This is a genomic window from Bradyrhizobium sp. CIAT3101, assembly GCF_029714945.1.
GTDB lineage: Bacteria > Pseudomonadota > Alphaproteobacteria > Rhizobiales > Xanthobacteraceae > Bradyrhizobium.
Map to the genome: position 1 here is coordinate 8,323,437 of NZ_CP121634.1, position 22,185 is coordinate 8,345,621.

Below are 22,185 nucleotides of genomic sequence, written 5' to 3' on the forward strand. Positions count from 1 at the left end.
TCCTTCGCCGTATGATTAATCACGTCGCGACCCAGAAGGCTGGTTAAGCTACAACTCAGCTTGCTCGATGCGCAGGAGCGAGTAACACGCTTACACAGCACACCGAGACAAGCGCCGCGGGCTGCAGAATTTCTTCCCTGTGAGCGAATTGAGCCCGATCGATCGCGCCAGGGCCACCTGTTCGGGGCCCGCGCGTTGCGAGCTGCAATCGACGAGCTGGTTGAATACGATCGTCGAAGAACACTATCATCGCCACTTTAACGTCTAAGGGGCGCATGCAAATCAGCGCCCTGCAGCGAAGCCGGTCTTACATTCGCTTTTCACATGACGCGCACAGAATGACCTGTGGGTCGATAGTCTACTTTGAACTGCCACAAATTAGCGGAGTCGCGGAGCAACTTTGGACAAACCTCGCCTCAGCACCGGATATGCATAACTCAGCAGATCAATGCCAGGAACATGGATGTCGCATATACCACTAAACCGCTGCGGCTCTCTTTTAAAGTGGAAGCATGTCCTAAAGCGTTTCTGTGCCCTTCAGCTTTGGCGCGATAGGTCGAGTTGGTCAAGAGTTTGCTACCTAAACAGCCGTTTGCGCTGAGGGCTTGTTGACGAACTATCAGTCTGTAAACTCAAGCTTGAATTTGCCAAAACCAGCTGGCGTTGCTTTGAAGTTGACCGTCTTATCTGCGAGACACTCCAGGGTACCTGATGCGAATTTAAACGACGTCTTACCGTACGCCTCGACTCCAACGGCTTTGTCGTCCTCTAGGACAATGTCCCCCGCGCCTTCCAAAAGCTGCTCGGCTGCAAAACCATCGGGGGAGCGGTGAAGACTGAACGAAGCCAAAAACTTTCCTTCCTCGTTATCAAGCTCGACGACAGTAATTGCTGTCACTACGGCTTCATGGAATACCCCATCAACGCCTGTGCACGCATGTTGGAAGCTGATGACGTCGTGTTCATTGCGATCACCCACTGGATATCGAGTTGAAGCGACTATGGTGCAGTCGTAGCGCCCGATTGTGCCAGCGAGCGTGACTCCACCCATCCCGATCAAGCCGAATGCGGAACATAGTATAGTGGCAAGAGAGGCTCGTGTCATTTTGGTTACGTCTTCTGAAATACGATTCTCGCACCCCATGTACAACTTTACGCAACGTCAGATTCAACCCCCTTCGGAAGGGACGTAACGTCCATCTAGTTCGACTAGAACGGCGGCTCTTAGTTCGCTTACAGCGTCTGACCGTCGATGCCAGCATCTCTGATTTCAGTAGACGCGAGCGGGGCCCCGCAGGAGCTAAGCTCAGAACCGGTAAGGTGGTAAGCAAGCTGGCGCGGGCACCCGGCTAGCAAAGACGAACAGTCTTGTGGACATTACAGCGTACGAATGTCGACAAATTACAATCGTCGCCGGAGAAGAGAATGGTATTGAGGCGGCCGCGGTCTTGGCAACTTTGGTCACAGGATAGCGCCCTCCGTCGCCGCTGAAACAGACGTCTCTCGGTCAGCCACATGCGGAATTTCGAAAACTAGCGGTAAGCTACAGGCCACCAAGGCATCGAAAGCACAACGCTCCTCCCGCAAACGTCGCTCGAGATATTGGCGCTCGGGCCCATTTGGCTTGGCTTTCAGTAAACGGCGATATCGATGTATGCGGTTGCGGTGAGTGCGCATGGCTGCAAAATCCTCGCTCATCATCGTCTTCACGCGTTTGTCCGTGCTTCAATCGTGCCAATGCGCTGATTGGCGAGAGACCCTGACGTGCTTTCGCAGCACATGTTTTCGCGTCAAATTGCTGTTCGTGCGGTCGGCGGCGGATGGTCAAGCAGCACTCCCAACGTCATGCACTGACGAACCATCGTCATGCGCTCTCAAACATTGGTGAAGCTAGCTCGTAATGCCAAGCGACAGACTGAACCTTCACGATCTTCGGTCCTCATCGAAATCCTGCGGCGATCGAAATAGGTCTGCTCCGATTATATGCCGGAGGTTTACTGTTCGCCCGAAAGCCCGATCACGCTTATTCTTCGGACAGTTTCACGGACCCCTCGGGGGTTCGATCGGATCTTGATATGGAAAATCTCGAATTTCCTCGAAACCTCTCAATTTGCCTTAGCCGAACTTGAAAAGCACGCCGTAACCGCCTCGAGGATAGCTCCATTCAATGTCGCCGCTCTCCTCGCAAATTATTCGGCAAGTACCGCATTCGATGCAGCCATCGACGGTGGCCTCAACTTGGCCATCTTCGCTGAGCTCATAGCATCGCGCCGGGCAAGCCTTCAGCATCGACAAAAGCTGCGGCGATGGTTTGGCATGAGGGCGCACCTTGATATGGGGGCGGCCGGTATCGACGAGATAACGGTTGTTGAATAGCTTGTCCTCGACACGCGTGAATAGCTCGATCGGCATAGTTAGGTCCCCGTTTTTGACATCCAGTTCTTCCATTCACCGCCATGCGCGCACGAGGCGAAAGGCGTCACCAAACAGGCCGCTCCGTGAGCGCGCGTTTGTGAACGACTTGAGTGTGAGCTTTTCCTTGTCGATCTTAGGCGTGCCATCGACCCGCACAAAATTCTGCATAGCCTTGGAAACAAGCTGCGGATAGGTCAGGAAGAAGTTTTGCGAGCGAGTGTGCATCAGCGCCGGCATATCCTTGTACTTCCTTAGATCCTTGATCACGAAAGATTCATCGAGCATCTTCTTATACAGCGCTAGGTTCTGCGGGATCATCGGTTGGGCCCTCGACTTGATCTTAAGAATCGCTTCCGCCGCAATTCGACCCGAAGTCATCGCGAGGTTTGATCCTTCACGATGAATTGTGTTGTTAAGCTGAGCGGCGTCGCCGATCACCACCCAGCCCTTGCCGTAGAGTTGGGGTATCGCCTTGAAGCCTCCCTCCGGGATTAGATGCGCGGAGTATTCCTTCACCTCAGAGCCTTCTATCAGTGGGGCGACCGAAGGATGACGCTTGAAACGATCGAGCAGGCCATAAGGCGTCTCGCCGGTGCGCTGGAAATCGGCGACCAGGCAGCCGATACCCAGCGAGATGCATTCCTTGTTGGCGTAGATGAAGCCCATGCCCGTCATGCCGCGAGAAATGGTGCCTACGGCCTCAATCACTACCCCTTCGTCACCCCTGAGATTGAAACGCGCTTCAATGGTCTCGCGCGGCAGGAAGTGCATTTCCTTAACTGCAAGCGCGACCTTCTCGGGCTTTGGCCGCTCACGCAGGCCAGCCCGCGTACCGAGCATGCCGTTCACGCCCTCCGCCAACACGACGATATCACCGTGGATCTCCCCATCGCGGCGATCGGTCTTCACGCCGATGACCTTGCCTGAGTCGTCTCGTACGAGGTCGGTGACCGTGGTCTCGCATAATACCGTGGCCCCGGCTTCGCGAACCTTTTGCGAAAACCACTTGTCGAATTGGGCTCGGATGATGGTGTAACGGTTCGGCTTCTCCTCGTTAAAATCTTCGGATCGGTAGTGCAAGCCGGTGTGCGAGCGATCGTCCATCATCCAGAAGCGCTGCTCGACCAAGTGTCGCTCAAGCGGAGCATCCTCACGGAAATCAGGGACCAGCTTCTCGAGCATGTCGGCATAGAGGATCGCGCCCTGCACATTCTTCGAGCCCGAATACTCACCGCGTTCGAGCTGCAGCACCTTCATGCCGCCCTCGGCCATGGTGAGCGCGGCCGCATTGCCGGCCATGCCTGCGCCAACCACGATGGCATCGAATCTTTCCTCAATCATGGTCGTACTCCTTTAACCTGCTATCCGATCGCGGGCATGCGGCGACAGCCGCTCGCGGAAGGCAGCGATGAGCGGCGGTAAGAAGTGAATGGCATCGGTAATGATGCCTATATGAGCGAAGTCGAAGATTGGCGCGTTCTTATCAGTGTTGATAGCGACGATAAGATCGGCCCCCTCGACACCAACTCGGTGCTGGATCGCTCCCGAAATGCCGGCAGCGATATAGAGCTTTGGTCGGATCGTCTTGCCCGTCTGGCCGATCTGGCGATCGGAGGTGACCCAGCCCTTCTGCACCAGCGGCCGCGAACTGCCATATTCGGCACCAAGCGCGCTCGCCAGTTGGTGTACCAGCTGAAAATTCTCGGCTGATCCGAGCCCGAGGCCGCCCGCGACGACGGCGTCGGCATAAGCCAGGTTGGATTTTGCTGAGTTGCGGTCGGGCAGGAAATCGAGAACTTTTGTGACGATGTCGTGTTCGACCAGACCGAGTGAGTGCGTGATGATGCGACCGACCGGGCGCGCGATGCGGTTTGGCATCGGCATCACACGCGGGCGGACAGTTGCCATCTGCGGACGGAAGTTCAGCGTATAGATTGTGCACAGTAAAGAGCCGCCGAAGGTGGGGCGCGTCGCAGCGAGCGATCCGTCGGCGTCGACGTCGAGCTCGGTGCAATCCGCAGTTAGCCCCGTGAGCAGCGTGGTTGCGACGGAGCCTGCGAGATCCCGGCCGAGCGTAGTGGCGCCCAACAGCAGGATCTCCGGCTTATAGCCGTTGACGAGGTCGGTCAGAGCCTTCGTGTATGATTCGTTGCGATAGTCGGCCAAAAGATTATTGGAAACGATGTAAACGAGGTCAGCGTCATAACAGAAAGACTCGGCAACCGCCTGCTGTGTCGCCTCGCCTTCTGGTCCGATGATAACTGCCGCGAGATCCACCTTGAGCTTGTCCGCAAGCCTACGGCCGGCCCCCATGAGCTCCCACGATACGGGGTGCACAATACCGCGTTCCTGCTCTATGAAGACCCAGACGTGCTTGTAGGCCTTAAAGCGCTCAGGCAACTCCTTCTTGGTCGCGGCGCGGCCAGAAGCTGCGGCCGGAGCGCGGCTTTTGGAGGTGGTGCTCATGGTATCGGTTTTCCTTGCTATACTAGCCACGCGCCGACGCCGCGAGATCAGCTTTCGAGTTCGTCTGGCCAGCGAGGATCACCCCTCTAATAAGCGCCGCGGCCGGGTTGCTTGCCGAACTTCGATTAGAAAAGTCTTGCTGTGTGACCGAGGCCCAAATAGGCGTTCGGCAAAGACGCCGAGCGACGTGCAAACGGTCCTTGCACGTTGGGCCTTCCCGCCTGTGGCACGACGATCTTGTTCACAGGGTGCACTCGCATCTGCGCGGAAACAGGAACTTGTTTAGTGCAGACTACGATGTGCATGCGCTTCTCCAAGGCTTTGCTGCGATACAGCAAGGGTCGTACCAACTGGGTACGCAGTCGAATTGCGGTATAAAGACAGGGCGTATGAAGCCCGCGGCGTGCCCTTCGTCCGAGGGGGGCCGGAGGCCCGACAAAGATACGGGGACCACCCGTCGGAAATCGAACAGGGCCACTTTTAACCAAGACACAGCGATATTGACTGGTTGGTGCCCAGGGCCATTCAGCTCGCGACTGTCGAAGTCTACCAAGCCACGGCTGCAAGGTCGGTCGGACGAACTGAGAGAGGCTGTGTCAGAAGGAGCCGAAAATCAGGTATCGTTGCGGTCGAGTGGCCCTATTTCAAAGGGTATCTTTTTTCGAAAGGCATTGGGAATGTTAGCATGACGTCGCAAACGCAACCACAAAAGCCTTCGAGTAAATCGTGGTTCCCGCCTCCGCAGCCCTCCCGAGACGACGCGGAAGAAGCAGCGAACGCAAGCAAGTGAGGTGATGCCGTCACTTTAGCCTGTCCAGTTGCACGAAGGGCGCTTTCTTCGGCCGTGGAGCGACAGCTTCCTTAAGAACTTTGAAAACGCGTTGGTCGATTGGAGAGGAAGCCACGAAGTCGGCGTAGGCCCGTTCCAGCACGGCTTTACACCGTTCTGCGACCTCCGCGTCAGTTGCAGCAGTCAAGTCTTCAGCTGCGAGATACTGCCCCATGCGCCGCAGGATGTGCAGCCGCGCCACATTGATGATCTTAGGATCGTACTTGACACCCAGCAATTCAAAAAACTCTTCGGCCGCAGCGGCCTTGCTCAATCGAAACAGAATTCCGCTAGGCATAATTTTTCTCCGCAAATCCAGCATTGCGCGATGCTAGGTATGCCCAGAATGCGCGTCATAAAGACGCCAAGACCCAGGCGTGCTGGCTTAACCACCCGTTCAAGGACTGAGATGGCGGCTATTCGGGACATGCCGGCCCTACATTCCGTCGAGCAGCGAGCGATCGTGGACCTCGCGCCAGATTGTCATCACGGTCTCGGGCGCAACCCCGCCCTTGTGCTCGACGGCATGCTTTCGGATACGCGCAAGGATCGCTCTGCTTTCCTCGTCGCTGACTGAAAGCTGCAATTCGGACAGCAACGCCGTGATCGCAGAGAGCCCTGAGTGTTTACCGATCACAAAGCGGTTTGAGCGACCGAGCAGTTGAGGATCGAGCGCCTGATAGCTGCGCCGATCCTTCCGCAGACCATCGACATGGATGCCGGATTCGTGGGTAAAGACATGCGCGCCGACGATCGCCTTGTTGAGTGGAATAGTGCGTGCGGCGGCCCCTGCGACGAGGGCCGCAACATTCTCGAGCTCCGACAGCACGACGCCTGTATCACATCCATACAGCTGCTTGAGCGCGACAGCGACCTCTTCTAGCGGCGCATTGCCAGCACGCTCGCCGAGGCCGATCACGGTGACTGAGGCATGCGTTGCGCCGGCCTTGATTGCGGCGAGCGTGTTAGCCGTCGCGAGGCCCAGGTCGTCATGGCCGTGGAATTCGAGCTCGAGATCGGTGTTTGCACACAGCTCCGATACCAACGCAAAGCTCGCATCGGGATCGAGCACGCTGAGCGTATCGGCGACCCGAAAGCGCCGGGCGCCGGCAGTTTTTGCCACAGCGATTAGCTCGACCAGAAAGTCGACATCTGCCCGCGAGGAGTCTTCGCCTCCGACTGCGACATCGAGTCCCCTGTCGCGAGCGTAGCCCCCGACCCTCTTCAACTGCTCGAGCACGGCGCCTCGACCGATGCCGAGCTTGGCAGCTAGTTGCAGGTCAGAGGATGGGACCGAGACATTCACCATGGAGACGCCGGAATCGATTGCCGCATCGACATCTGATTTTTTCAGCCTGCACCAGCCGATGATCGTCGCGGCTAAGCCGGCTTCGACAATTGCACGGATCGCGCTGACTTCCTCATGACCCATCGCCGGCGTGCCCGCCTCAATCTCGGTGATTCCGGCCTTTGCCAGGACACGTGCAATGGATACTTTTTCCGCTGTAGTGAAGGCCACGCCAGGAGCCTGCTCACCGTCGCGCAATGTGGTGTCATTTAGGACAATCCGTCTTGTCTGCAACCTGCCAGATACAGTCGTTTGAAAGGTCATGCGCGGATAACGCCTCCCCGCTGAATCGTGAGCAACGGCTGTGCCAGCGGAATTGATGACGGAGAACTCCTGAAATTGAGGTCATTATGGGCAGCAACTGGTCGGTCGCACATGCTACAATGTAGGGAGCCCGACTGTCAGATTGTCGGGGCGCGTACGGCGGATGTGGACGATGATGTCGAGCCGGGAAATCTCATAGCCCGGTAAGGCCTCCGGCATCTGCTCGAACAGACGCTTTTCGGGGATATCGATCAAGGTGTCTTCGCCGACGAGATAGAAATGCGGATGAATGCGGGCGTCGGTATCAAAAAACGATCTTGAGCGGTTGGGCATGATTCGGCGCAACAAGCCAGCTTGCGTGAACTGGCTTAGCGTGTTGTATACGGTCGCAAGCGCGACCTCGATATGGGCTTCGATCGCCTCGTTGAAGAGCATTTCGGCGGTGACGTGGCGGGGGCCCCTTGCGAAGAGCAACTGAGCCAGCAGTACACGCCGGCGCGTCGGCCGCATGCCCGCCTCACGCAGTCGGCGGATACACGACTTCGCCGAATATCCGGTCCAATGCAGCGGCGCGAGTTCAGGCTGTGCAGTCTCCCGGGCTCCTGCGACTTTGTTGGCGGAGCGCCCGTCCATAATCTTCACTCGGCCTTGCGAATTGCTGGCGGCTCTGATGTGACTTCGACTCCGCGCAGATAGTCGCGGCGGCGCTGAGCCATCCGGCTCTCGCCGACCTCCTCACCGAAACAGTGATTGAAATCATTGCATTGCGTACACACGGGCGTCGTGCACATGACCAAACCATCCTCCTCGCACAATCTGCGATAGAAGAAGCGCTTCCAACGCATGTTGTTGGTATTTTGCGCCGCCAACGGCGCAAAATGGCGCGCCAATAGGCGCGATAACTCGGGCCTCTCGCGCAATCCGAGATCTTCCCACAAATGATTCGGCTCCATCGCTCGCCGTGCGATCATGGCTGCCAACCAGCGGCTGATCTCGCCTTCCGTCGACCGCTGTGCAAGCAGAAGATCGCGCACCATAATCTCCTCGTCGCTGGCCGAGCCGGCATTGTCCATCGAAACGACAGTGCGCACGGGCGCCGATGAGAAACATTGCGCTAGCAGTTCGTTGAGGTCCTCCGCGGTCAGGCCCGCTCGCTCGGGGAGCGGCCCGCCATCCATCACAGCGGCACAAAGGACGGAGGCAAGTACATGCCGGTCAAACCCTCGGTCATCTGTTACGTCGGCGTCTGCCGGATCGCAGCCAGTTAGGAGATTGTAGAGTTCAATTCCGGCCTGTCGTCTGTCCGCGGGGAAGCCGCCTGACGGAGTTGACATCGCATCGATTGGCCTATCTTCGACAATCACAAATAACTCCATCGCGTCAGGCTCTCAGTTTCGACGCCGGCCTTGCTCGCGAGGTCTCGGCAGAGGCGCCGGTATGCCCGGCCCTCAGTCGATGCTGCAGCATCCAATTAGCAACTGGCGTGCCATTCGCGCGCGTGCGTTAGGTGCTTGATCGCGCTCAAACGACCGTTGAGGTTCACGGCGGCCAGGCGCCGCCGACCGACATCGATCCCGTTAATAGCGCTCCTGTTAGAAGCTGGACAAAGTCCGTTGCGAAGGTGGAATTCTGAAGCGAATCTAACCATAAACTGTGCGGAACAAAAATTGCTTGCCAAGCGACCATTGAGTAAATTCGCGACTTGCAGATCGGTCTCGAGGCAACCAACGCAGTTGACCGCCGGTGCTTCTCGTCGACGCTGAGCACAAGATGACTCGCGCGCTGCATTGCAGTTGGCATCTCAAGCCAGGTTTAGCGCCACCAACTCGCTCAGCCCGATATCGTGCCGCTTGGCGCTACTGAAGAGGGGCGGACTCCGCAATCGGTCAATTTACCGGATTTCGAAGGCATCTGCATTTTGATCGCCTAGACAAACACGACGAGATGATCGCGGTCCGGTGCACACCACTGCGGTGATCCTCCAAACGCTCGACGCGTCCGCAAAAGGATGGACAACGGCGCCAGTGATCCAGCTCGGAGCAACGGGATAGGAATTTTGACATGGCTACCGTTCTGTTTTGGGAGAAGCCCGGTTACGGCACGAACGCGCGCCAGATTCGCGCGCTGGAGTCAGCGGGCCATCAGGTCATTGCGAAGAACTTGATGACCGAGCTCTGGACCGCGCCAACTCTGCTTCCTTTCTTTGGTGGCTCGCCGATTCCGTCATGGTTCAATCCCGTCGCGCCGCGGGTGACATCGGGTGCGATTGACCCGGCGGCGATTAACGCAATGGACGCGATCGCCTTGATGCTTGAGGACCGGCTGCTGATCAGGCGTCCCCTGATAGACGCGATTAGTCGGAAATGTGCCGGATTTGACCGCGAGCCGGTACTGTCGCTCCTAGGCGCAAGCCCGAGTCGGAAGCTTCAGGGCTGCACGCGCACAGCGGCGTTGCCGTCTTGTAAGTCCGAATGAAAGCAGCATTTCTAGGCATCGGAACCATGCGCGGCATCGGTCACAACAAGCCGTCGCCGCCGCTGAGGTGCGAGGAGAGGGGTCCGCTCCCCGCGCCAACGCAGCGGCGTCTGTCTTCATACCGCTCGAGGCGGGAGTGCTAACTTCGCCTGAGCACGATAACAAGGCGGTCGACGCGGTTGCCATTCTTCAGATGGGAGTCAACAATCTCATCAATGTCTTCCGGGGTGCGCGGACGATACCAGACACCATCAGGATAGACGACCATCAGCGGCCCGGAGCTGCAGAAGCCGAGACACCCAGCTGCAGTGAAGCCGACATCGGTGAGGCCTCTCGCCTCAATCGCTTTGCCGAGCCGCTCCCACAATGGTCCACCGCCCGCCGCCCCGCAGCTGCCATGTGGATGGTCGGCGGGGCGCTCAGTGTGACAGGCAAAAACGTGATGCCGGTAGAGCTGTGGGATTTCAAGCTCGTTCATATTGCTGCTCATACTGGTGTTACCGTGATTTCGCCATCGTCAGAACTGGTGAGCTGCCCGTCTCTGGACATCTTGAGAGAAATCTTGCAGTCGCCGAGGATTCCTGTGTCAACGTAGAGCGGCAGGATCATTGGCCAGTTCGAAATCGCTGTGATGTCGTCTCCAGCACTGACGTGCTTAGTGCATATTTCGGTTAGGTCGCTCATTGAGTCTTTCCTTGCAAGTAGCTCTTTGGAACGGCTGTTTCGAGCACGAGCGCCTGGACCGTGTCGGTTATCTTGCCCTTTAGCGCCTCATAGATCATCTGATGCTGTTCGATGCGACTTTTGCCGGCAAAGGCCTGCGACAAGATTCGTGCCCCACAATGGCGCCCGGTGCCTGCGAGCTCGGTCACAATCACTTCCGCGTCCGGAAACGCTTCGCGGATCAAAGCCTCGATCGCCGGTCCAGCCATCACCATGGTCGTTCGCTCCTGCTCTCGCACGGCTCCATGCAAACTCTAAACCAACTATACCACTGCCACCCGACGACGAGGCCAATAGTCCCGCTGAGTAGCGCGACGGCATACTTGAGCCCGAGATAGGCGGCGAATGCCGCCTTGAATGGTTACGAGAGTGCCGTTGGAGAGCAGTTCTGAGCGCAACACGCGATCGACTGCCGCGATTTCGGCCAGGGTCATGAGAACGGAGTTAATCATCCGAGCCCGTTGAACCCAACTCTTCGTCGGCCTCTACGACAGCTAAGCGTGAGCCGGGGTCACCTTTTTGGCCAGGGCGATGCCGGCCGCACACTTCGGATCATCCGTGATCCACACACAAAGATCCGCGCAATCGAGTAAATGCAGGTCGAATTGCCTAATGCTACAAAAGGGTGTTTCGGTAGGTGGGACGAGTCGCAGCGGATCCAAGCCAGATGCGGGTATCTCTGTCGCAAAGACTTGAGATACGTCATCGAATGACGCGAGTTCCTGCTCGATCTTCGCGATTTTACCTGCCCCCAAAGCCATCGATCGGCTCCTTATTGCCAGAAGACACGTTCTGGATCGGCATTCAAGAGATCGGTAACCGCTGCTAAGCGCCGGTGCGTCGAGTGTAGCTTCCAGACGCATTGTCTATGATCCTTTCGGAACACCTTCCAGCACGCGCTTGCGCTGTCGTGGTGCAGCAGGGCCACCTCAATGAGGCCTCCTTGGATGTCGATGTTGCGAGAGCAGCATGGGCTTTCGACCAAGTAGCCGCCGCCAACTGCTGTGATACTTGCTGAAACATACCGGTAGCGATGTCTAGACTTCAGCGCGCGCTCGATTCGCCTGCGATCAACCTCATTAGGGTGCGCCGGTCTCGCTGAATTTATGCCTAAGCCGACGGTCATGCGCCCTCTTCCTCGATCAGGCCGATTTCTCTTTCGAAGCAGCCGACGACCAATTTTTTTTACCGAACTCGACAAGATAGATCGGCAGGTTCGCCTCAGTGTGCCGGCGAACTCGGGCGATCTCGCCCATTGTGCCAAGCCTGACCAGGACGCCTTCGGCTGGAGCATTTGAAAATGGCCCGTCATTAACTAGATCGAACTTCGCCTTAACGCGCTGGCCCCCGCTGATATTCTGGCGGTTCGGCCTCGATCATTGTGCTTAGCTCTTGCGCAACAGCAGGCCTTCCGCCGCCCGTCGCGATTCGATCGAGCTCCTCACGCTTCATGCCGACTCGGTTGCCGCTTTCGATGAATTCGACTCCGTAGATGTAGAACTTCTGCAGGAAGGTGCCGATCGATACGACGTAGCCGACCTCGCCCTTCTTGGCCAAGATGTCGCCGATTTCTCTACCGGCATATGTGCCGTCATTGCGGATGGTGCGATTGGCCCGCACCTTCTCGCCGAAGTCGAAAGCGGGCGCGCTGGTCAGCTCGACGAGGTCGTTATTAGGAACCCCACTGCTCATGCTGATGCCCGCGGTCCTCGTTCTGCCTCGACTGCAAGCCGCGAGCGCGCGACGTCCCGCACTAGGCTGTATGGGTCATCGATAAGGCCTATGAGCTCAGACGGTGCGATCCGGCTCGCCACCTCGTGCCTGATACGCCAGTCTTGGTCGTGGCGCAGAAGCGACAATAACTGCGGAGACAGCCGCTGGGCTATCGTCAACCGCACCGACGCGTCACGGTCATCGACCATGCGAAGCAACCAATCTTCTGGAATACGCCGTGCTACCACACGGCGGACCTCGGCTTCCTCATCGTGGATCAATCCGCCGAGCAGCGATGGCGCGATCCGCCGCGCTACCACAAGGCGGACGTAATAGTATTTATCCGGAGCCATCAGCAGCAGCTCGTCTCCTTCGAGCCGAGTTGCGACCCTCATCCTGACTTCATCACAGGGATCATTCTGCAAATGCAGGACGTCGCGTCCGGGTAGGCGACGGACAGCGCTTGATCGCACAGTTCCATCCTCATCGGCGAGTAATGGCGGCAAAAGAAAGAGGCTGGCGAATTTCGCCGCTATCGCGCGCACCTCAAAATACGGGTGAGCGAGGTAGCTGTCCGCAAGCTCTGGATTCGAGTCGAAGAAACGATCAATCCGTTGAGCATGGCGGTCGTTGATACAAGCCTGTTTTGGTTGACAGCGGCCGGAGGTCTTCAGATCGACATGCGCGCAGCGCGTACAATCAATCGGGTCGTCCTGCCAATTTCGGGCCTCGTCGATGTCACCACTCATCGTATTGCCCCATGCGTTTAAGCACATGCAGGAGAACCTTGGCTCCAATCTTATCGCTGGGATCGAGCTCAAGAAGCTTTTGAACAGCCGTCCGCCCCTCCTCGATCTGACCGAGGCGTATTTGCAAATATGCATATCCTTTCAGCGAAAATAAGAAGAAGCGCGGCAGAATGCTTTCATACCGGCCGAACTCCGCGTCACTGGCTCGCACAAGGCGCCAGTCGGACGAAAAACTATTCACCTCAGCCGCCTTAGTTATGCAGCGCTGAGCAACCTGCAGCGCCTCGCCAAGTCGCGCCTTGTAGAAATAAAAGCGAAAGAGGCCTATCAGCACTGCCGCGTGCCCTGGCGCGAGCGCCTCCGCTTGGCGCAAGTGGCTTTCGGCAATGTCGTCGATGTGATAGAAAAGGCTGGCCTCCCACAGGTGATGCTCAGCTTCGCTAGGCAACCCATGTCCGAGCAAGGTGCTGGTGAGGAGCGCCTCATTGATTTCGGATTGTGGGCTGAACGGAGCATCTGGCATCGCTGGCAGCCTCTTCCAATCAATCGCCCGTGCTGGAGACTTTCTTGCGCTGTGGTAATAGCGACCAAGTCCGCTTCAGCTTATCGGGATCGACCGTCGCACCGCCGTGCAGCGGCAGCCGTCCGATCCTGCGTTTGAGGGGTCTGACGTGTTCGCGCCCGGCCTCAGGGTCAAAGATCCGCGGCTTTTGGAACAAGCTCATTTGACAAGCAAGCCCGGAACATCCGCCAGGGCTAATCGCAAGGCAGGAGTCGCAGCAGGCGAGGCCGTCGGACTGGAGAATTTTGCGGATGGCACGTACAGCTTTAACAATCCTGCGCTTCATATCCTGTCTCCTGCTCATGCGCGCACCTGGAAGCGCGCAAACGAAGTATCGATGACACAAGTGTTATCGACTGGACAGACGGCCACGCATTGCGGCTCATCGAAATGGCCGATGCATTCGGTACATTTTTTAGGATCAATCACAAACGTCCCGCCCTTCTCTGTGATCGCGACGTTCGGACATTCTGATTCGCATGCGGAGCAGCCCGTGCACTGCGATGCGATGATCTTGAATGGCATTATTTCTCCCATTTCACGCCGCGGAGATCAGCGTGCTTCGGCAGATCGCTGGATCGCCGAGCTCTATATGTTTGATCGCGCCGCTGTTGACCCGATCGAGATAGGCTTCGAACCAAGCGCTCGTCGACTTATCGATTGGCTCATAAGCGTATAGATCGACCGGCTCGACGCCAGCCCCGATCAATTCGGCCCTGGGACAGCCGCCGATCTTGGCGATGAATACCGCGTGGCAATCGTTGATGCTGCGGATTATGGTCCCGAGGTTTCTTTCCTCGGCATAGCCGCCCTGGCAGTACACATCGACGGGGCGATGGCCAACGAATTTGACGCCGCTTGTGGAGAGCTCATAGACTTGGAATTCCTTGGCATGACCAAAGTGCTCGTTGATCAGACCTGAACCCTTCGTCGCGACTGCCACCAGCACCTTAATGTCGCTATCGTCATCTGCGCATTTCGTAAGATCTGCGCGCTCGGCAATGGTCTTGGCGGAGCGCTCCTCCTCGATATTGGACTGATAGATCTTGCGGCTCTCGACATCATATTTGACATCCATCTGCATAATCTTCTCGGTTGTGAACTCCGCCCTGCGGTCTTCCCCGAGAAGGCCGACCGCGTCGGCCCGGCACTGGCGGCAATGGCGCATCATGTGCATGTCACCCTCGCAGCTATCATGTAGCGCCTTCAGTTCCCCTGGGGTCGGGCCACGCTGGCCACGCAGGCCGAACACGGTTCCGTGTTCGGGCGAGGAAATCAACGGCACGATGTTGTGCAGGAAGGCGCCGCGCCATTTCACGGCCTTGTTGACCTCGATGAGGTGCTGATCATTTATCCCGGGGATCATGACTGAGTTGATTTTGCAGAGGATGCCGAGCTTAGCGAGCATCTCCACTCCCTGGAGCTGTCGATCGTTGAGGATTTTTGCAGCTTGGATGCCGGTGTAGCGTTTGTGCTTGTAGAAAATCCAGGGATAGATCTTTGCGCCGATTTCGGGGTCGACCATGTTGATCGTAATTGTGACGTGGTCGACATTTAGTTTTTTAATGGTGTCGATGTGATCGGGCAACGCTAGACCGTTCGTTGACATACACAGCTTGAGATCGGGCGCTACTTCACGGATGAGCTCAAACGTCTTGAAGGTCTTTTCGGGGTTGGCGAGCGGGTCGCCAGGACCGGCGATGCCGACCACGGTCATCTGCGGGACGGTAGAAGCAACCGCCATCACTTTCCTAGCGGCCTGCTCGGGTGTCAGCCTCTCGCTCACCACGCCGGGGCGCGATTCATTGGTACAATCATATTTGCGGTTGCAGTAATTGCACTGGATATTGCAGGCTGGCGCGACCCCGACATGCATGCGCGCGTAGTGATGATGCGCTTGTTCACTGTAGCATGGGTGGTTTTTTACCTTCTCCCATGTCTCGGCTGGTATATCGCCACGGCCCGCAGGCGAACCGCAACCAGTCGTGCCGCCTCCGCTATTCCTGCCGCAGCGCATTTGCACCGCATTCAATTGCGTGATCTCGCCGATCTCGTTACCGATGCTCGATGCTTCCTGTTGCGTTGGAGCATCCATATGCCCAGTTCTCCCTTCCGGCCTGAACGGCTTGACGTATCCAGGTCTTAGCAACCGGTGTGCCATGGCAAAGCAGGAGATTTTCACGAACGTATTCAATTAGTTATAAGAAACATGGAGAGAGTGTTGCAAAGGTATGCTGGAAAGCAGACATGCTTTGTGGCGAACACGACTTGCGGCCGGCGCGAGCGTAAACGTTGACTGAGCCATCGCCCTCATTCGCTTATATTTTCCGTGAAAGGATGCCTCGCCGCGTGGTTGCGATGCAGGGCGCTTCCTTGCGAACTGCTGGAAAGAATGATTGCGCGATGCGCCCGCTAATTGGCCGAGAGGATCTCCACAGCATGGGTTAGCGGAATTGCGAGTGGCGTCACGCCCTGCTCGAGCAGGAAACGGCATTCATTCTTGGAGACCGTGTCAGGCTCGATAACTGCGTAGTGTACATCGGATGATCGCTTCGAAACCTGCCGCGCATAGGTCCGCAGAAGCTGGTCATTGAAGCGGCAGCCAAGAAATAGGAAGCTGCGGCCGGTACGGCGAACGATCACCTCCTTAGGAATCGGCGTCTGTATGTCGATTTCGGTTAGCACCTCAACATAGTCGGCATCGGACACCAGAAAATTCTTGGCCGGAGCGACGCTGCCGTGCGGCTTGTAGAGGATGATTCTCCAGTTTCTTGCCGAAGCGGAATCGACTTCGGCGCCCGCGGCATCATAGAAGCGATACCAGCGATGCTCCCTGAGACCGGCGCGGCTGATTCCTTGAATCTCGCCCCAATTGCTATGCCCAGCCAGGGCATTTCTCATCGCGCCATCGTACCAGCTGTCGACGATAAGCGGCAGCGGCAGCATTGAAAGAAGTCGGTGAAGCTGCGTTGGCTCGACGGGCTTGCAAAAAGCGTCCGCCATCATCGCTGTCAGCGCGGTGCGGTGCCTTGTGTTTTCGATGTACTGCGCGGACGCCCAGGCGTTCCCTCGCGCGCGCCTTGGCAAGGCCACCTTGGCGGCGAAGAATGCCGCTAGGTCCTCCGGGTTCATCGGCACACCCGTGTTCGACAACTCCGCTAAGCCGGTCCCGAGATAGGGAACAACATTGCCGCCACGAAGCCCCTTGCTAACCTTGCGGAGCACGGCCTCGGCAGCCGGGAGATGAACGAACTCGCTGCATGGATCGGGACGATTCATTCTTCCTCCCGGTCCCCGCCACGCTTCTTTGCGTTGACCGTAATCGGCAAAGTTGTGTCGCTCCTCATCTGCGGTAGATCGAGCACCCAGCCATTAGCGATTCTGATCCAGCCGCCCCAGAGCGTCTCGTACTCGGATTCAACAATCGGCTCTTCAAGATCCTTCTTGGGCACGTAAATCGAAAGACCAATTTCAGGAGAACGACGAATAATTACTTTCATCCAATGGACTCATTGCATCGAGAGTTGACTTCTTGCGCGCTCCAGCTAGCCCAGAAGATGCTTCTCTCAGTTTCATAATGATCTTCCGGAGCGCAACAACGACATGATCGACCTCCTCGCTGGTAGTCTCGCGAGACAGTGAGAAGCGGATCGCGCCGCGCAATCGGGCCGACGGTACGTTCATCGCGCGCAGCACATGCGATGGCTCCATAGAGCCGGCGCTGCAGGCTGATCCCAGCGACACGGCAACGCCGGCGCGGTTCAAATGATGAGTGATGGCTTCACCTTCCATATGTTCAAAGGCAATGTTTGATGTGTTTGGCAGCCGGTTCTCCTGGTCGCCAAGCACCACGCAGTTGCCGAGATCACGGATTCCATGCTCCAATCGATCGCGCATCGCGGCAATTTCCATCCGCTCCCGTCCGAGATCCACCGCAGCGAGCTCCGCAGCCCTACCCAGCCCAATGATGCCTGGCACATTCTCAGTGCCAGAGCGTCGGCGACGCTCCTGCGGTCCACCGAAGATCAGCCGCCTGAATTTTGTGTCTTTGCGCACATAGAGCGCGCCAATCCCTTTTGGACCATGAAGCTTGTGACCAGAAAGCGACAGCATGTCCACCTCGGTTGACTTCACGTTGATTGGAACTCGACCAACAGCCTGCACCGCATCAGTGTGGAACAGCGCGCCGACGGAGCGCGCCATCTTGGCAAGGACCTCGATCGGAAAGATCGTGCCGGTCTCATTATTGGCCCACATGACCGAAGCAACCGCAGTACGCGGAGACAACGCACGGCGATAAGCATCAATGTCCAGTCGGCCGGCGCGATCGACAGGAATTAGATGACACTTGTTGCCGCGACGTCCGAGCTCGTCTGCAAGCGAGAGGACGGCGGGATGTTCCACAGCCGTGGTGACGATCTCACCGCGGTGCTCCTGCACAGCAAGCGCCGAGAGGATCGCGGTATTGTCCGATTCGGTACCGCCTGAGGTAAAGACGATCTCGTGATCAGAGGCAGCACCAATCAGCGTCTGCACGCAGCTGCGAGCTGCCCTTATGCTTTCCGCGACTTTCCTGCCCACCTCATGCGCTGAGGAGGCATTGCCGAACTGCTCAGAAAAAAATGGCAGCATCGCCGCTACCACAGACGGATCCGTGCGTGTGGTTGCGTTGTTATCGAGGTAGATCGGCCGCACGTTTCGTCTTCCTTAGTTTCCATTTCTGGCAGATCCCGCGACCGGGATCAGGCGCACGAACTCGCCCAGCCGTTCGATCAATCGCGCCCGAATGCCTTCGAGGGTCACATTTGCGAGCTTGCAGAACACGCAGGCACCTGTGAGCTTGATCATGATCTTGTTGCCCTCGATCCCGATAAGCTCGCAATCTCCGCCGTCACGCTTCAGGTTAGGCCGGATTTCGTCGAGCACGGCACGGACGATCCGCTCGCGCTCCAAATCCTCGTTGGCTCTCATTTCTCTGGATTGTTCAGTCTCGACGAGCATTTGTCGCCTCTCTGCAGTCTTCCGCGCAAATCGGCCCTAGCTAAATGACTTTCCACATGAGCAGTTCGATTTTGCATTTGGATTGTCGAAGGTGAAACCCGAGCTCTCGAGCGACATCACGAAATCGATCGTGGTCCCGGCAAGGTGCTCGCGACTGTCGTTGTCGATAAACAGCTTGATGCCGCCTCGCTCGATCACAGTGTCGTCGGGCTTCGGTGCCTCCGCGAGGCCCATCGAATATTTGAACCCGGCGCAGCCGCCCCCTTCGACTATTATCCGCAGGCCGCTCACTGGCCGAGCTGCTGTAGAGATCGCGCTCTTCACCGCATTTTGCGCGGTTTCTGTCAGATTGATCATCGCCTTCCCTCTGCGCTGATTTGGTAAAATATTGGCAAGTCCCATGCCAAGGATCGTACTCCTAACAGCCCTTGTCTTTTGCCGCCTGACCGCGGCCCAAGGTGTGTAGAACTTCCGACACCAGGCTTGGCAGCTCGGGACGGCTTTGCCGCGAGTGTCGTGTTGAGAAGGAAATGTCTGCCTAGGCAAGGACGAAGGGCTGTCATTTTTAACGTTCGTTGCCCACGTGGGGAGCCGGCAAACAATTTGCATACAGGGCAAGGCGTTTTTATGCGATGCGACATCTGCACCGGCCACATCAAACGAGAGGATTCATGACGTTCATTGACAACACTGTTTTCGGTCGGCTCGACAGGGAAGGCCGTCTACTAAATGCGGTGCTAAAGGGGGAAACCACCAAGCCCGGCCGCTTCGGCTTCCGCGGCGATATCGCCCTGAAGTTCCAAACTCAGCTTGCCGATGAGAAGCGTCCGCCCGACTATTCGCTCGAGCAAGTATTGACTATCGCAAACGTGGGGGAGACAACGATCCCGGTCTTGGCCGGCTACCTCCATTCTTTTGCTTATCTAGCCGACGTCGCAAAAGTGTTGGATGGCGCATTGAGCCAGAAGGGTAGCTACTTCATTTTCTGCAACAACATCGACCTATTAGCGAAATATCGCACCAAGATCGGTGATATCACATTCAACGTGCTGCCATGTGACGAATCGACGGTCTGGAAGGAGATGATGGATCTCGCCGGTGTCGACAAGAACGACATTAAGAAGCTGGATACTGGAGGCAAGCTCGACTATCTGCTCGATGCCGCCAAGAATGTCGACGCCGGTTATGCCGAGATCTCATACGCGGAAGCTCTCGCGAAGATGAAGCCAGTGAAGAATCGCAACGAGAACCGTCCTGTCTAGCGTTTTGCGTCAGATCTCTTCTGCTCTCGTACGGCCAAGCTCGTTCGCACGGGAATGGGGTCTTTCAATCATCGCTGAGGACGGCTGGAGTGGCCCGACAAACGACAAATGCCCGCCAACGCCCAGGCTTCGCCACACCGATACTCTTACCGCGTCGAGGAGCGAGTGCGAAGATGGGTGAGGTGCCAGTACGTTGGGGTTTGACGAGACGGAATTCGAGTTGCTGCCTCATCAAAGCTGCCCGATTCTGTGCTGCGGCCCAAGGCAGCTTCCCATTGTGGATCTGCCCCCAGACACCTCATGGTACCGCACGCTTCCAACAGGGTTGTCGCGCGGTCAGACGCACGACGACGCTTTGAACTCTGACCGTGCCTTGACGCCACTTCTGGGATCGCGGACCTATATCTGGTTTACCGCGCAGGAGACCGAATGGAAATGGCAACACTGATCAAGACCACTCAGGACGGCCGCAAACTCGAAGTTGTGGGGCTCGCAATCATGCTTGCGGGCAAGCTTGAAGCCAGCGAACTCATCGAAGTCAAGGATCACCCTTACCGCCGAACGATTCTGGCCACGGTACCAGAGGCCACCCACATGGCAGGCCGCGTCCCGCTGACGCGCGCGGAGGCGGAGATCGTTCTCGCCGCCTTCAACAAAGCGGAGGCCGACGTGCTCGGCAATCCCGTCGCTATCCACGAGCGGTTTCGCATTGCTGCGATGACGAAGGCCCGTGAACAGGGGATTGAGTAGCGTGACCTGAGATGCCTCGAAGCTGCATCGGTGCCCAAGCGCCGAGCTCCCTGTTGCATACCGAATCCCCGCGGAATAACGGCGCCGCTCTCCCGCCCCCTCGTTAGATTTTCTCCAAGCCGCTGCGGCGGGAGGAGGAAATGTCACTCGTTTCGGAGCTTTACCGCGCTTGACCCAATTTGGAAGCATCTTAAGCTATCATCGCCTCGCCTGTCGCGAGGGCTACATTCAAGAGGCTGAAGCGTGGGTCTGGCAGCTAGCCGCGCACACCCGTGCACAGGCGCCACAGCCGATGCACGCTCCATCATTCTTCAGCACCATGACCTTCCTTTCGATCTCGTCATCATCGTCTTCTAGATCGACGATCTCACCGGCCTCGTTGATGCCCTTTAGCATCATAACCTCGCGCCCGCACACTTTGTAGCAACGGCCGCATCCGATGCACCTTTTGGGATCGATTGAAATCAGATACTCGGGTTTCCAATTGCGACCGTCCCGTGTTGCACATGACATGTCACGATCCTTATGCTTGTTCCTGCGCCTTGAGATCCTCGCGCTTGCGCTCGAGCTCGTCGAAGGCGTCGTGAACCTGTTGGGCAACACTAAGGATTGACGTCCAGTTGGCGGGCAGTTCCTCGGCCAGGTCGTGGAGATCCATCTTTGCCTGAGTGGCCTTAGCCGAGAGCTTCTTGATCTCGGCTTTCAGTGCTTCTAAGTTGCTCATCCATTACCTCAGTAGTTCGCAACTTCCGGAAACTTTCGGATCATCTCGGTCCCGCTGTCGACATGTTTGTCACCTTCCGTAGCGAGCTTTGAGAGATTGTCAAAACCGAAACGATGCACGTCGCGCAGTTGCTTGTTTACGACAATGAGCCGACCACCTATCAGCACAATGCGGCCAAAGCCTTCATGGTGCATTTTCAGCATCGGCGAAACCATCACGCCGGTGGCCTTCTCGATGGATAACGCAACAGCGTTGAAGAACAATTCCAATCGCCAGATCGTGTCCGGATCGGGATCGCCCACAATCGGCAAGGCCCGGCGCTTCTCGCTGTCGAGAATATAGGGCTCGAGCAGCTCGAGATCGCTCTTGCTCTCCCAAACACCGTGGCCGTCCTCGGCGCGCCAGATCTTGACGAGCTCCTTCACAAAGGGCGCCTCCTCCGCCCGGCCAGCTCGGATCAATCCACCCGCCTCGTTCATAATCGTTTTCCCTCAGTCCTCGAAATGAAACGAGCGAGTCTGGCCCTTGGCTAGCACTTTGCGCAACCAGGGTGGCGGGGAGCCCTTCAATACACCTTCGAGCTTAATACAGAGATCGTCGATCGCTTCAGGCCTACTCACTTTCATCGGATGGACATTATTTGCCACGACACGCGCGGCGCCGGAGCCGCCGATCGCAGCAACGTACAGGATCGCGCAGTCTTTGATGGCCTCGATCTTCGGCGTGAGCTTGTCTTCATTGCCGTCCTCCTTAAGATCGCCGTCGAACTGGATGGACTCAATCAAATGGTGCCCTTCGGGCCTAACGTCGTAGATGGCGATGTTTTTAGCCCAGCCAAAATGTGCGTCGACGCGCTTTAGATCCTGCGTGGCAAATGCGACCTTCATCGGCTCTGATTCCTATT

General features: G+C 57.2%; 32 protein-coding genes. 3 read left to right on the forward strand and 29 right to left on the reverse strand.

Annotated features, from left to right (window positions below):
- Positions 1-619 precede the first annotated feature (619 nt).
- From QA645_RS38845 to QA645_RS38885, 9 genes are all read right to left on the reverse strand, one after another.
- Entirely contained in the window at positions 620-979 is a 360-nt protein-coding gene (locus QA645_RS38845; protein ID WP_283046316.1) for a hypothetical protein, read from the reverse strand.
- A 482-nt stretch (positions 980-1,461) separates the two neighbouring features.
- Positions 1,462-1,701, reverse strand: a complete 240-nt coding sequence (locus tag QA645_RS38850) for a hypothetical protein (RefSeq protein WP_283053516.1) — start codon at positions 1,699-1,701, stop codon at positions 1,462-1,464.
- Between the two features lie 414 nt (positions 1,702-2,115).
- A complete protein-coding gene (locus QA645_RS38855) occupies positions 2,116-2,412 on the reverse strand; it encodes a ferredoxin family protein (RefSeq protein WP_283046317.1) in 297 nt (98 codons plus the stop codon).
- Positions 2,413-2,448: 36 nt separating this feature from the next.
- Entirely contained in the window at positions 2,449-3,756 is a 1,308-nt protein-coding gene (locus tag QA645_RS38860) for an FAD-dependent oxidoreductase (RefSeq protein ID WP_283046318.1), read from the reverse strand.
- 12 nt (positions 3,757-3,768) lie between these two features.
- Complete coding sequence (locus QA645_RS38865; RefSeq protein WP_283046319.1) at positions 3,769-4,881, reverse strand: electron transfer flavoprotein subunit alpha/FixB family protein; 1,113 nt, start codon at positions 4,879-4,881, stop codon at positions 3,769-3,771.
- Positions 4,882-5,681: 800 nt separating this feature from the next.
- Entirely contained in the window at positions 5,682-6,008 is a 327-nt protein-coding gene (gene nifW / locus QA645_RS38870; protein ID WP_061850882.1) for a nitrogenase stabilizing/protective protein NifW, read from the reverse strand.
- A 138-nt stretch (positions 6,009-6,146) separates the two neighbouring features.
- Positions 6,147-7,322: a homocitrate synthase gene (gene nifV / locus QA645_RS38875; RefSeq protein WP_283046320.1), complete on the reverse strand. Its 1,176-nt coding sequence runs from the start codon at positions 7,320-7,322 to the stop codon at positions 6,147-6,149.
- 114 nt (positions 7,323-7,436) lie between these two features.
- A complete protein-coding gene (irrA, locus tag QA645_RS38880; protein WP_283046321.1) occupies positions 7,437-7,955 on the reverse strand; it encodes an iron response transcriptional regulator IrrA in 519 nt (172 codons plus the stop codon).
- Between the two features lie 5 nt (positions 7,956-7,960).
- Positions 7,961-8,656 (reverse strand): nitrogen fixation protein NifQ, encoded by a 696-nt coding sequence (locus QA645_RS38885; RefSeq protein ID WP_245318589.1) that lies wholly within the window; start codon positions 8,654-8,656, stop codon positions 7,961-7,963.
- Positions 8,657-9,383: 727 nt separating this feature from the next.
- Between QA645_RS38885 and QA645_RS38890 the strand changes: the two genes are divergently transcribed.
- Complete coding sequence (locus QA645_RS38890; protein WP_283046322.1) at positions 9,384-9,797, forward strand: arsenate reductase family protein; 414 nt, start codon at positions 9,384-9,386, stop codon at positions 9,795-9,797.
- Between the two features lie 139 nt (positions 9,798-9,936).
- Here the strand turns inward: QA645_RS38890 and QA645_RS38895 are convergent, their stop codons facing one another.
- The 16 genes from QA645_RS38895 to QA645_RS38970 all read right to left on the reverse strand — a co-directional run bounded on the left by QA645_RS38895 (position 9,937) and on the right by QA645_RS38970 (position 18,902).
- Entirely contained in the window at positions 9,937-10,275 is a 339-nt protein-coding gene (locus QA645_RS38895) for a (2Fe-2S) ferredoxin domain-containing protein (RefSeq protein ID WP_283046323.1), read from the reverse strand.
- An 8-nt stretch (positions 10,276-10,283) separates the two neighbouring features.
- Entirely contained in the window at positions 10,284-10,481 is a 198-nt protein-coding gene (locus tag QA645_RS38900) for a hypothetical protein (protein WP_283046324.1), read from the reverse strand.
- Complete coding sequence (locus tag QA645_RS38905) at positions 10,478-10,735, reverse strand: BolA/IbaG family iron-sulfur metabolism protein (protein WP_283046325.1); 258 nt, start codon at positions 10,733-10,735, stop codon at positions 10,478-10,480. Before QA645_RS38905 ends, QA645_RS38900 begins: the two co-directional genes overlap by 4 nt.
- Before the next feature lie 557 nt (positions 10,736-11,292).
- Positions 11,293-11,646 carry a hypothetical protein gene (locus QA645_RS38910; RefSeq protein WP_283046326.1) on the reverse strand — a complete coding sequence of 118 codons (354 nt, stop codon included), beginning with the start codon at positions 11,644-11,646 and terminating at the stop codon, positions 11,293-11,295.
- Between the two features lie 16 nt (positions 11,647-11,662).
- Positions 11,663-11,875 (reverse strand): nitrogen fixation protein NifZ, encoded by a 213-nt coding sequence (locus QA645_RS38915; RefSeq protein WP_283053520.1) that lies wholly within the window; start codon positions 11,873-11,875, stop codon positions 11,663-11,665.
- Positions 11,853-12,212 (reverse strand): nitrogen fixation protein NifZ, encoded by a 360-nt coding sequence (locus QA645_RS38920; RefSeq protein WP_283046327.1) that lies wholly within the window; start codon positions 12,210-12,212, stop codon positions 11,853-11,855. Before QA645_RS38920 ends, QA645_RS38915 begins: the two co-directional genes overlap by 23 nt.
- On the reverse strand, positions 12,209-12,982 hold the full coding sequence (locus tag QA645_RS38925; protein ID WP_283046328.1) for a 4Fe4S-binding leucine-rich repeat protein: 774 nt from the start codon (positions 12,980-12,982) through the stop codon (positions 12,209-12,211). The genes QA645_RS38920 and QA645_RS38925 overlap by 4 nt, the downstream gene beginning before the upstream one ends.
- Entirely contained in the window at positions 12,972-13,505 is a 534-nt protein-coding gene (locus QA645_RS38930) for a hypothetical protein (RefSeq protein WP_283046329.1), read from the reverse strand. The genes QA645_RS38925 and QA645_RS38930 overlap by 11 nt, the downstream gene beginning before the upstream one ends.
- 19 nt (positions 13,506-13,524) lie before the next feature.
- A complete protein-coding gene (locus QA645_RS38935) occupies positions 13,525-13,830 on the reverse strand; it encodes a hypothetical protein (RefSeq protein WP_283046330.1) in 306 nt (101 codons plus the stop codon).
- Between the two features lie 14 nt (positions 13,831-13,844).
- Entirely contained in the window at positions 13,845-14,069 is a 225-nt protein-coding gene (locus QA645_RS38940; RefSeq protein WP_283046331.1) for a 4Fe-4S binding protein, read from the reverse strand.
- Between the two features lie 13 nt (positions 14,070-14,082).
- Positions 14,083-15,639 carry a nitrogenase cofactor biosynthesis protein NifB gene (gene nifB, locus QA645_RS38945; protein WP_283046332.1) on the reverse strand — a complete coding sequence of 519 codons (1,557 nt, stop codon included), beginning with the start codon at positions 15,637-15,639 and terminating at the stop codon, positions 14,083-14,085.
- 317 nt (positions 15,640-15,956) lie between these two features.
- Positions 15,957-16,823 (reverse strand): SIR2 family protein, encoded by an 867-nt coding sequence (locus tag QA645_RS38950; protein WP_283046333.1) that lies wholly within the window; start codon positions 16,821-16,823, stop codon positions 15,957-15,959.
- On the reverse strand, positions 16,820-17,044 hold the full coding sequence (gene nifT, locus QA645_RS38955; RefSeq protein WP_061846424.1) for a putative nitrogen fixation protein NifT: 225 nt from the start codon (positions 17,042-17,044) through the stop codon (positions 16,820-16,822). The genes QA645_RS38950 and nifT overlap by 4 nt, the downstream gene beginning before the upstream one ends.
- Positions 17,016-18,239 (reverse strand): cysteine desulfurase NifS, encoded by a 1,224-nt coding sequence (gene nifS / locus QA645_RS38960; protein ID WP_283046334.1) that lies wholly within the window; start codon positions 18,237-18,239, stop codon positions 17,016-17,018. Before nifS ends, nifT begins: the two co-directional genes overlap by 29 nt.
- Before the next feature lie 12 nt (positions 18,240-18,251).
- Positions 18,252-18,545 (reverse strand): NifU family protein, encoded by a 294-nt coding sequence (locus QA645_RS38965; protein WP_061846422.1) that lies wholly within the window; start codon positions 18,543-18,545, stop codon positions 18,252-18,254.
- Positions 18,546-18,581: 36 nt separating this feature from the next.
- Entirely contained in the window at positions 18,582-18,902 is a 321-nt protein-coding gene (locus tag QA645_RS38970; RefSeq protein ID WP_061846421.1) for an iron-sulfur cluster assembly accessory protein, read from the reverse strand.
- 314 nt (positions 18,903-19,216) lie between these two features.
- Between QA645_RS38970 and QA645_RS38975 the strand changes: the two genes are divergently transcribed.
- On the forward strand, positions 19,217-19,807 hold the full coding sequence (locus tag QA645_RS38975; protein ID WP_283046335.1) for a hypothetical protein: 591 nt from the start codon (positions 19,217-19,219) through the stop codon (positions 19,805-19,807).
- A 435-nt stretch (positions 19,808-20,242) separates the two neighbouring features.
- A complete protein-coding gene (locus QA645_RS38980; RefSeq protein WP_063690387.1) occupies positions 20,243-20,557 on the forward strand; it encodes a hypothetical protein in 315 nt (104 codons plus the stop codon).
- A 228-nt stretch (positions 20,558-20,785) separates the two neighbouring features.
- Here QA645_RS38980 and fdxB read toward each other — a convergent pair whose 3' ends face one another.
- From fdxB to nifX, 4 genes are read right to left on the reverse strand one after another with little or no spacing between them, the layout of a single operon-like run.
- Positions 20,786-21,070: a ferredoxin III, nif-specific gene (gene fdxB, locus QA645_RS38985; RefSeq protein ID WP_283046336.1), complete on the reverse strand. Its 285-nt coding sequence runs from the start codon at positions 21,068-21,070 to the stop codon at positions 20,786-20,788.
- 10 nt (positions 21,071-21,080) lie between these two features.
- Positions 21,081-21,281, reverse strand: a complete 201-nt coding sequence (locus QA645_RS38990) for a CCE_0567 family metalloprotein (RefSeq protein WP_061846417.1) — start codon at positions 21,279-21,281, stop codon at positions 21,081-21,083.
- A gap of 8 nt (positions 21,282-21,289) precedes the next feature.
- Positions 21,290-21,760, reverse strand: a complete 471-nt coding sequence (locus tag QA645_RS38995; protein ID WP_061846416.1) for a NifX-associated nitrogen fixation protein — start codon at positions 21,758-21,760, stop codon at positions 21,290-21,292.
- Between the two features lie 12 nt (positions 21,761-21,772).
- A complete protein-coding gene (gene nifX, locus QA645_RS39000) occupies positions 21,773-22,168 on the reverse strand; it encodes a nitrogen fixation protein NifX (RefSeq protein ID WP_283046337.1) in 396 nt (131 codons plus the stop codon).
- Positions 22,169-22,185 lie beyond the last annotated feature (17 nt).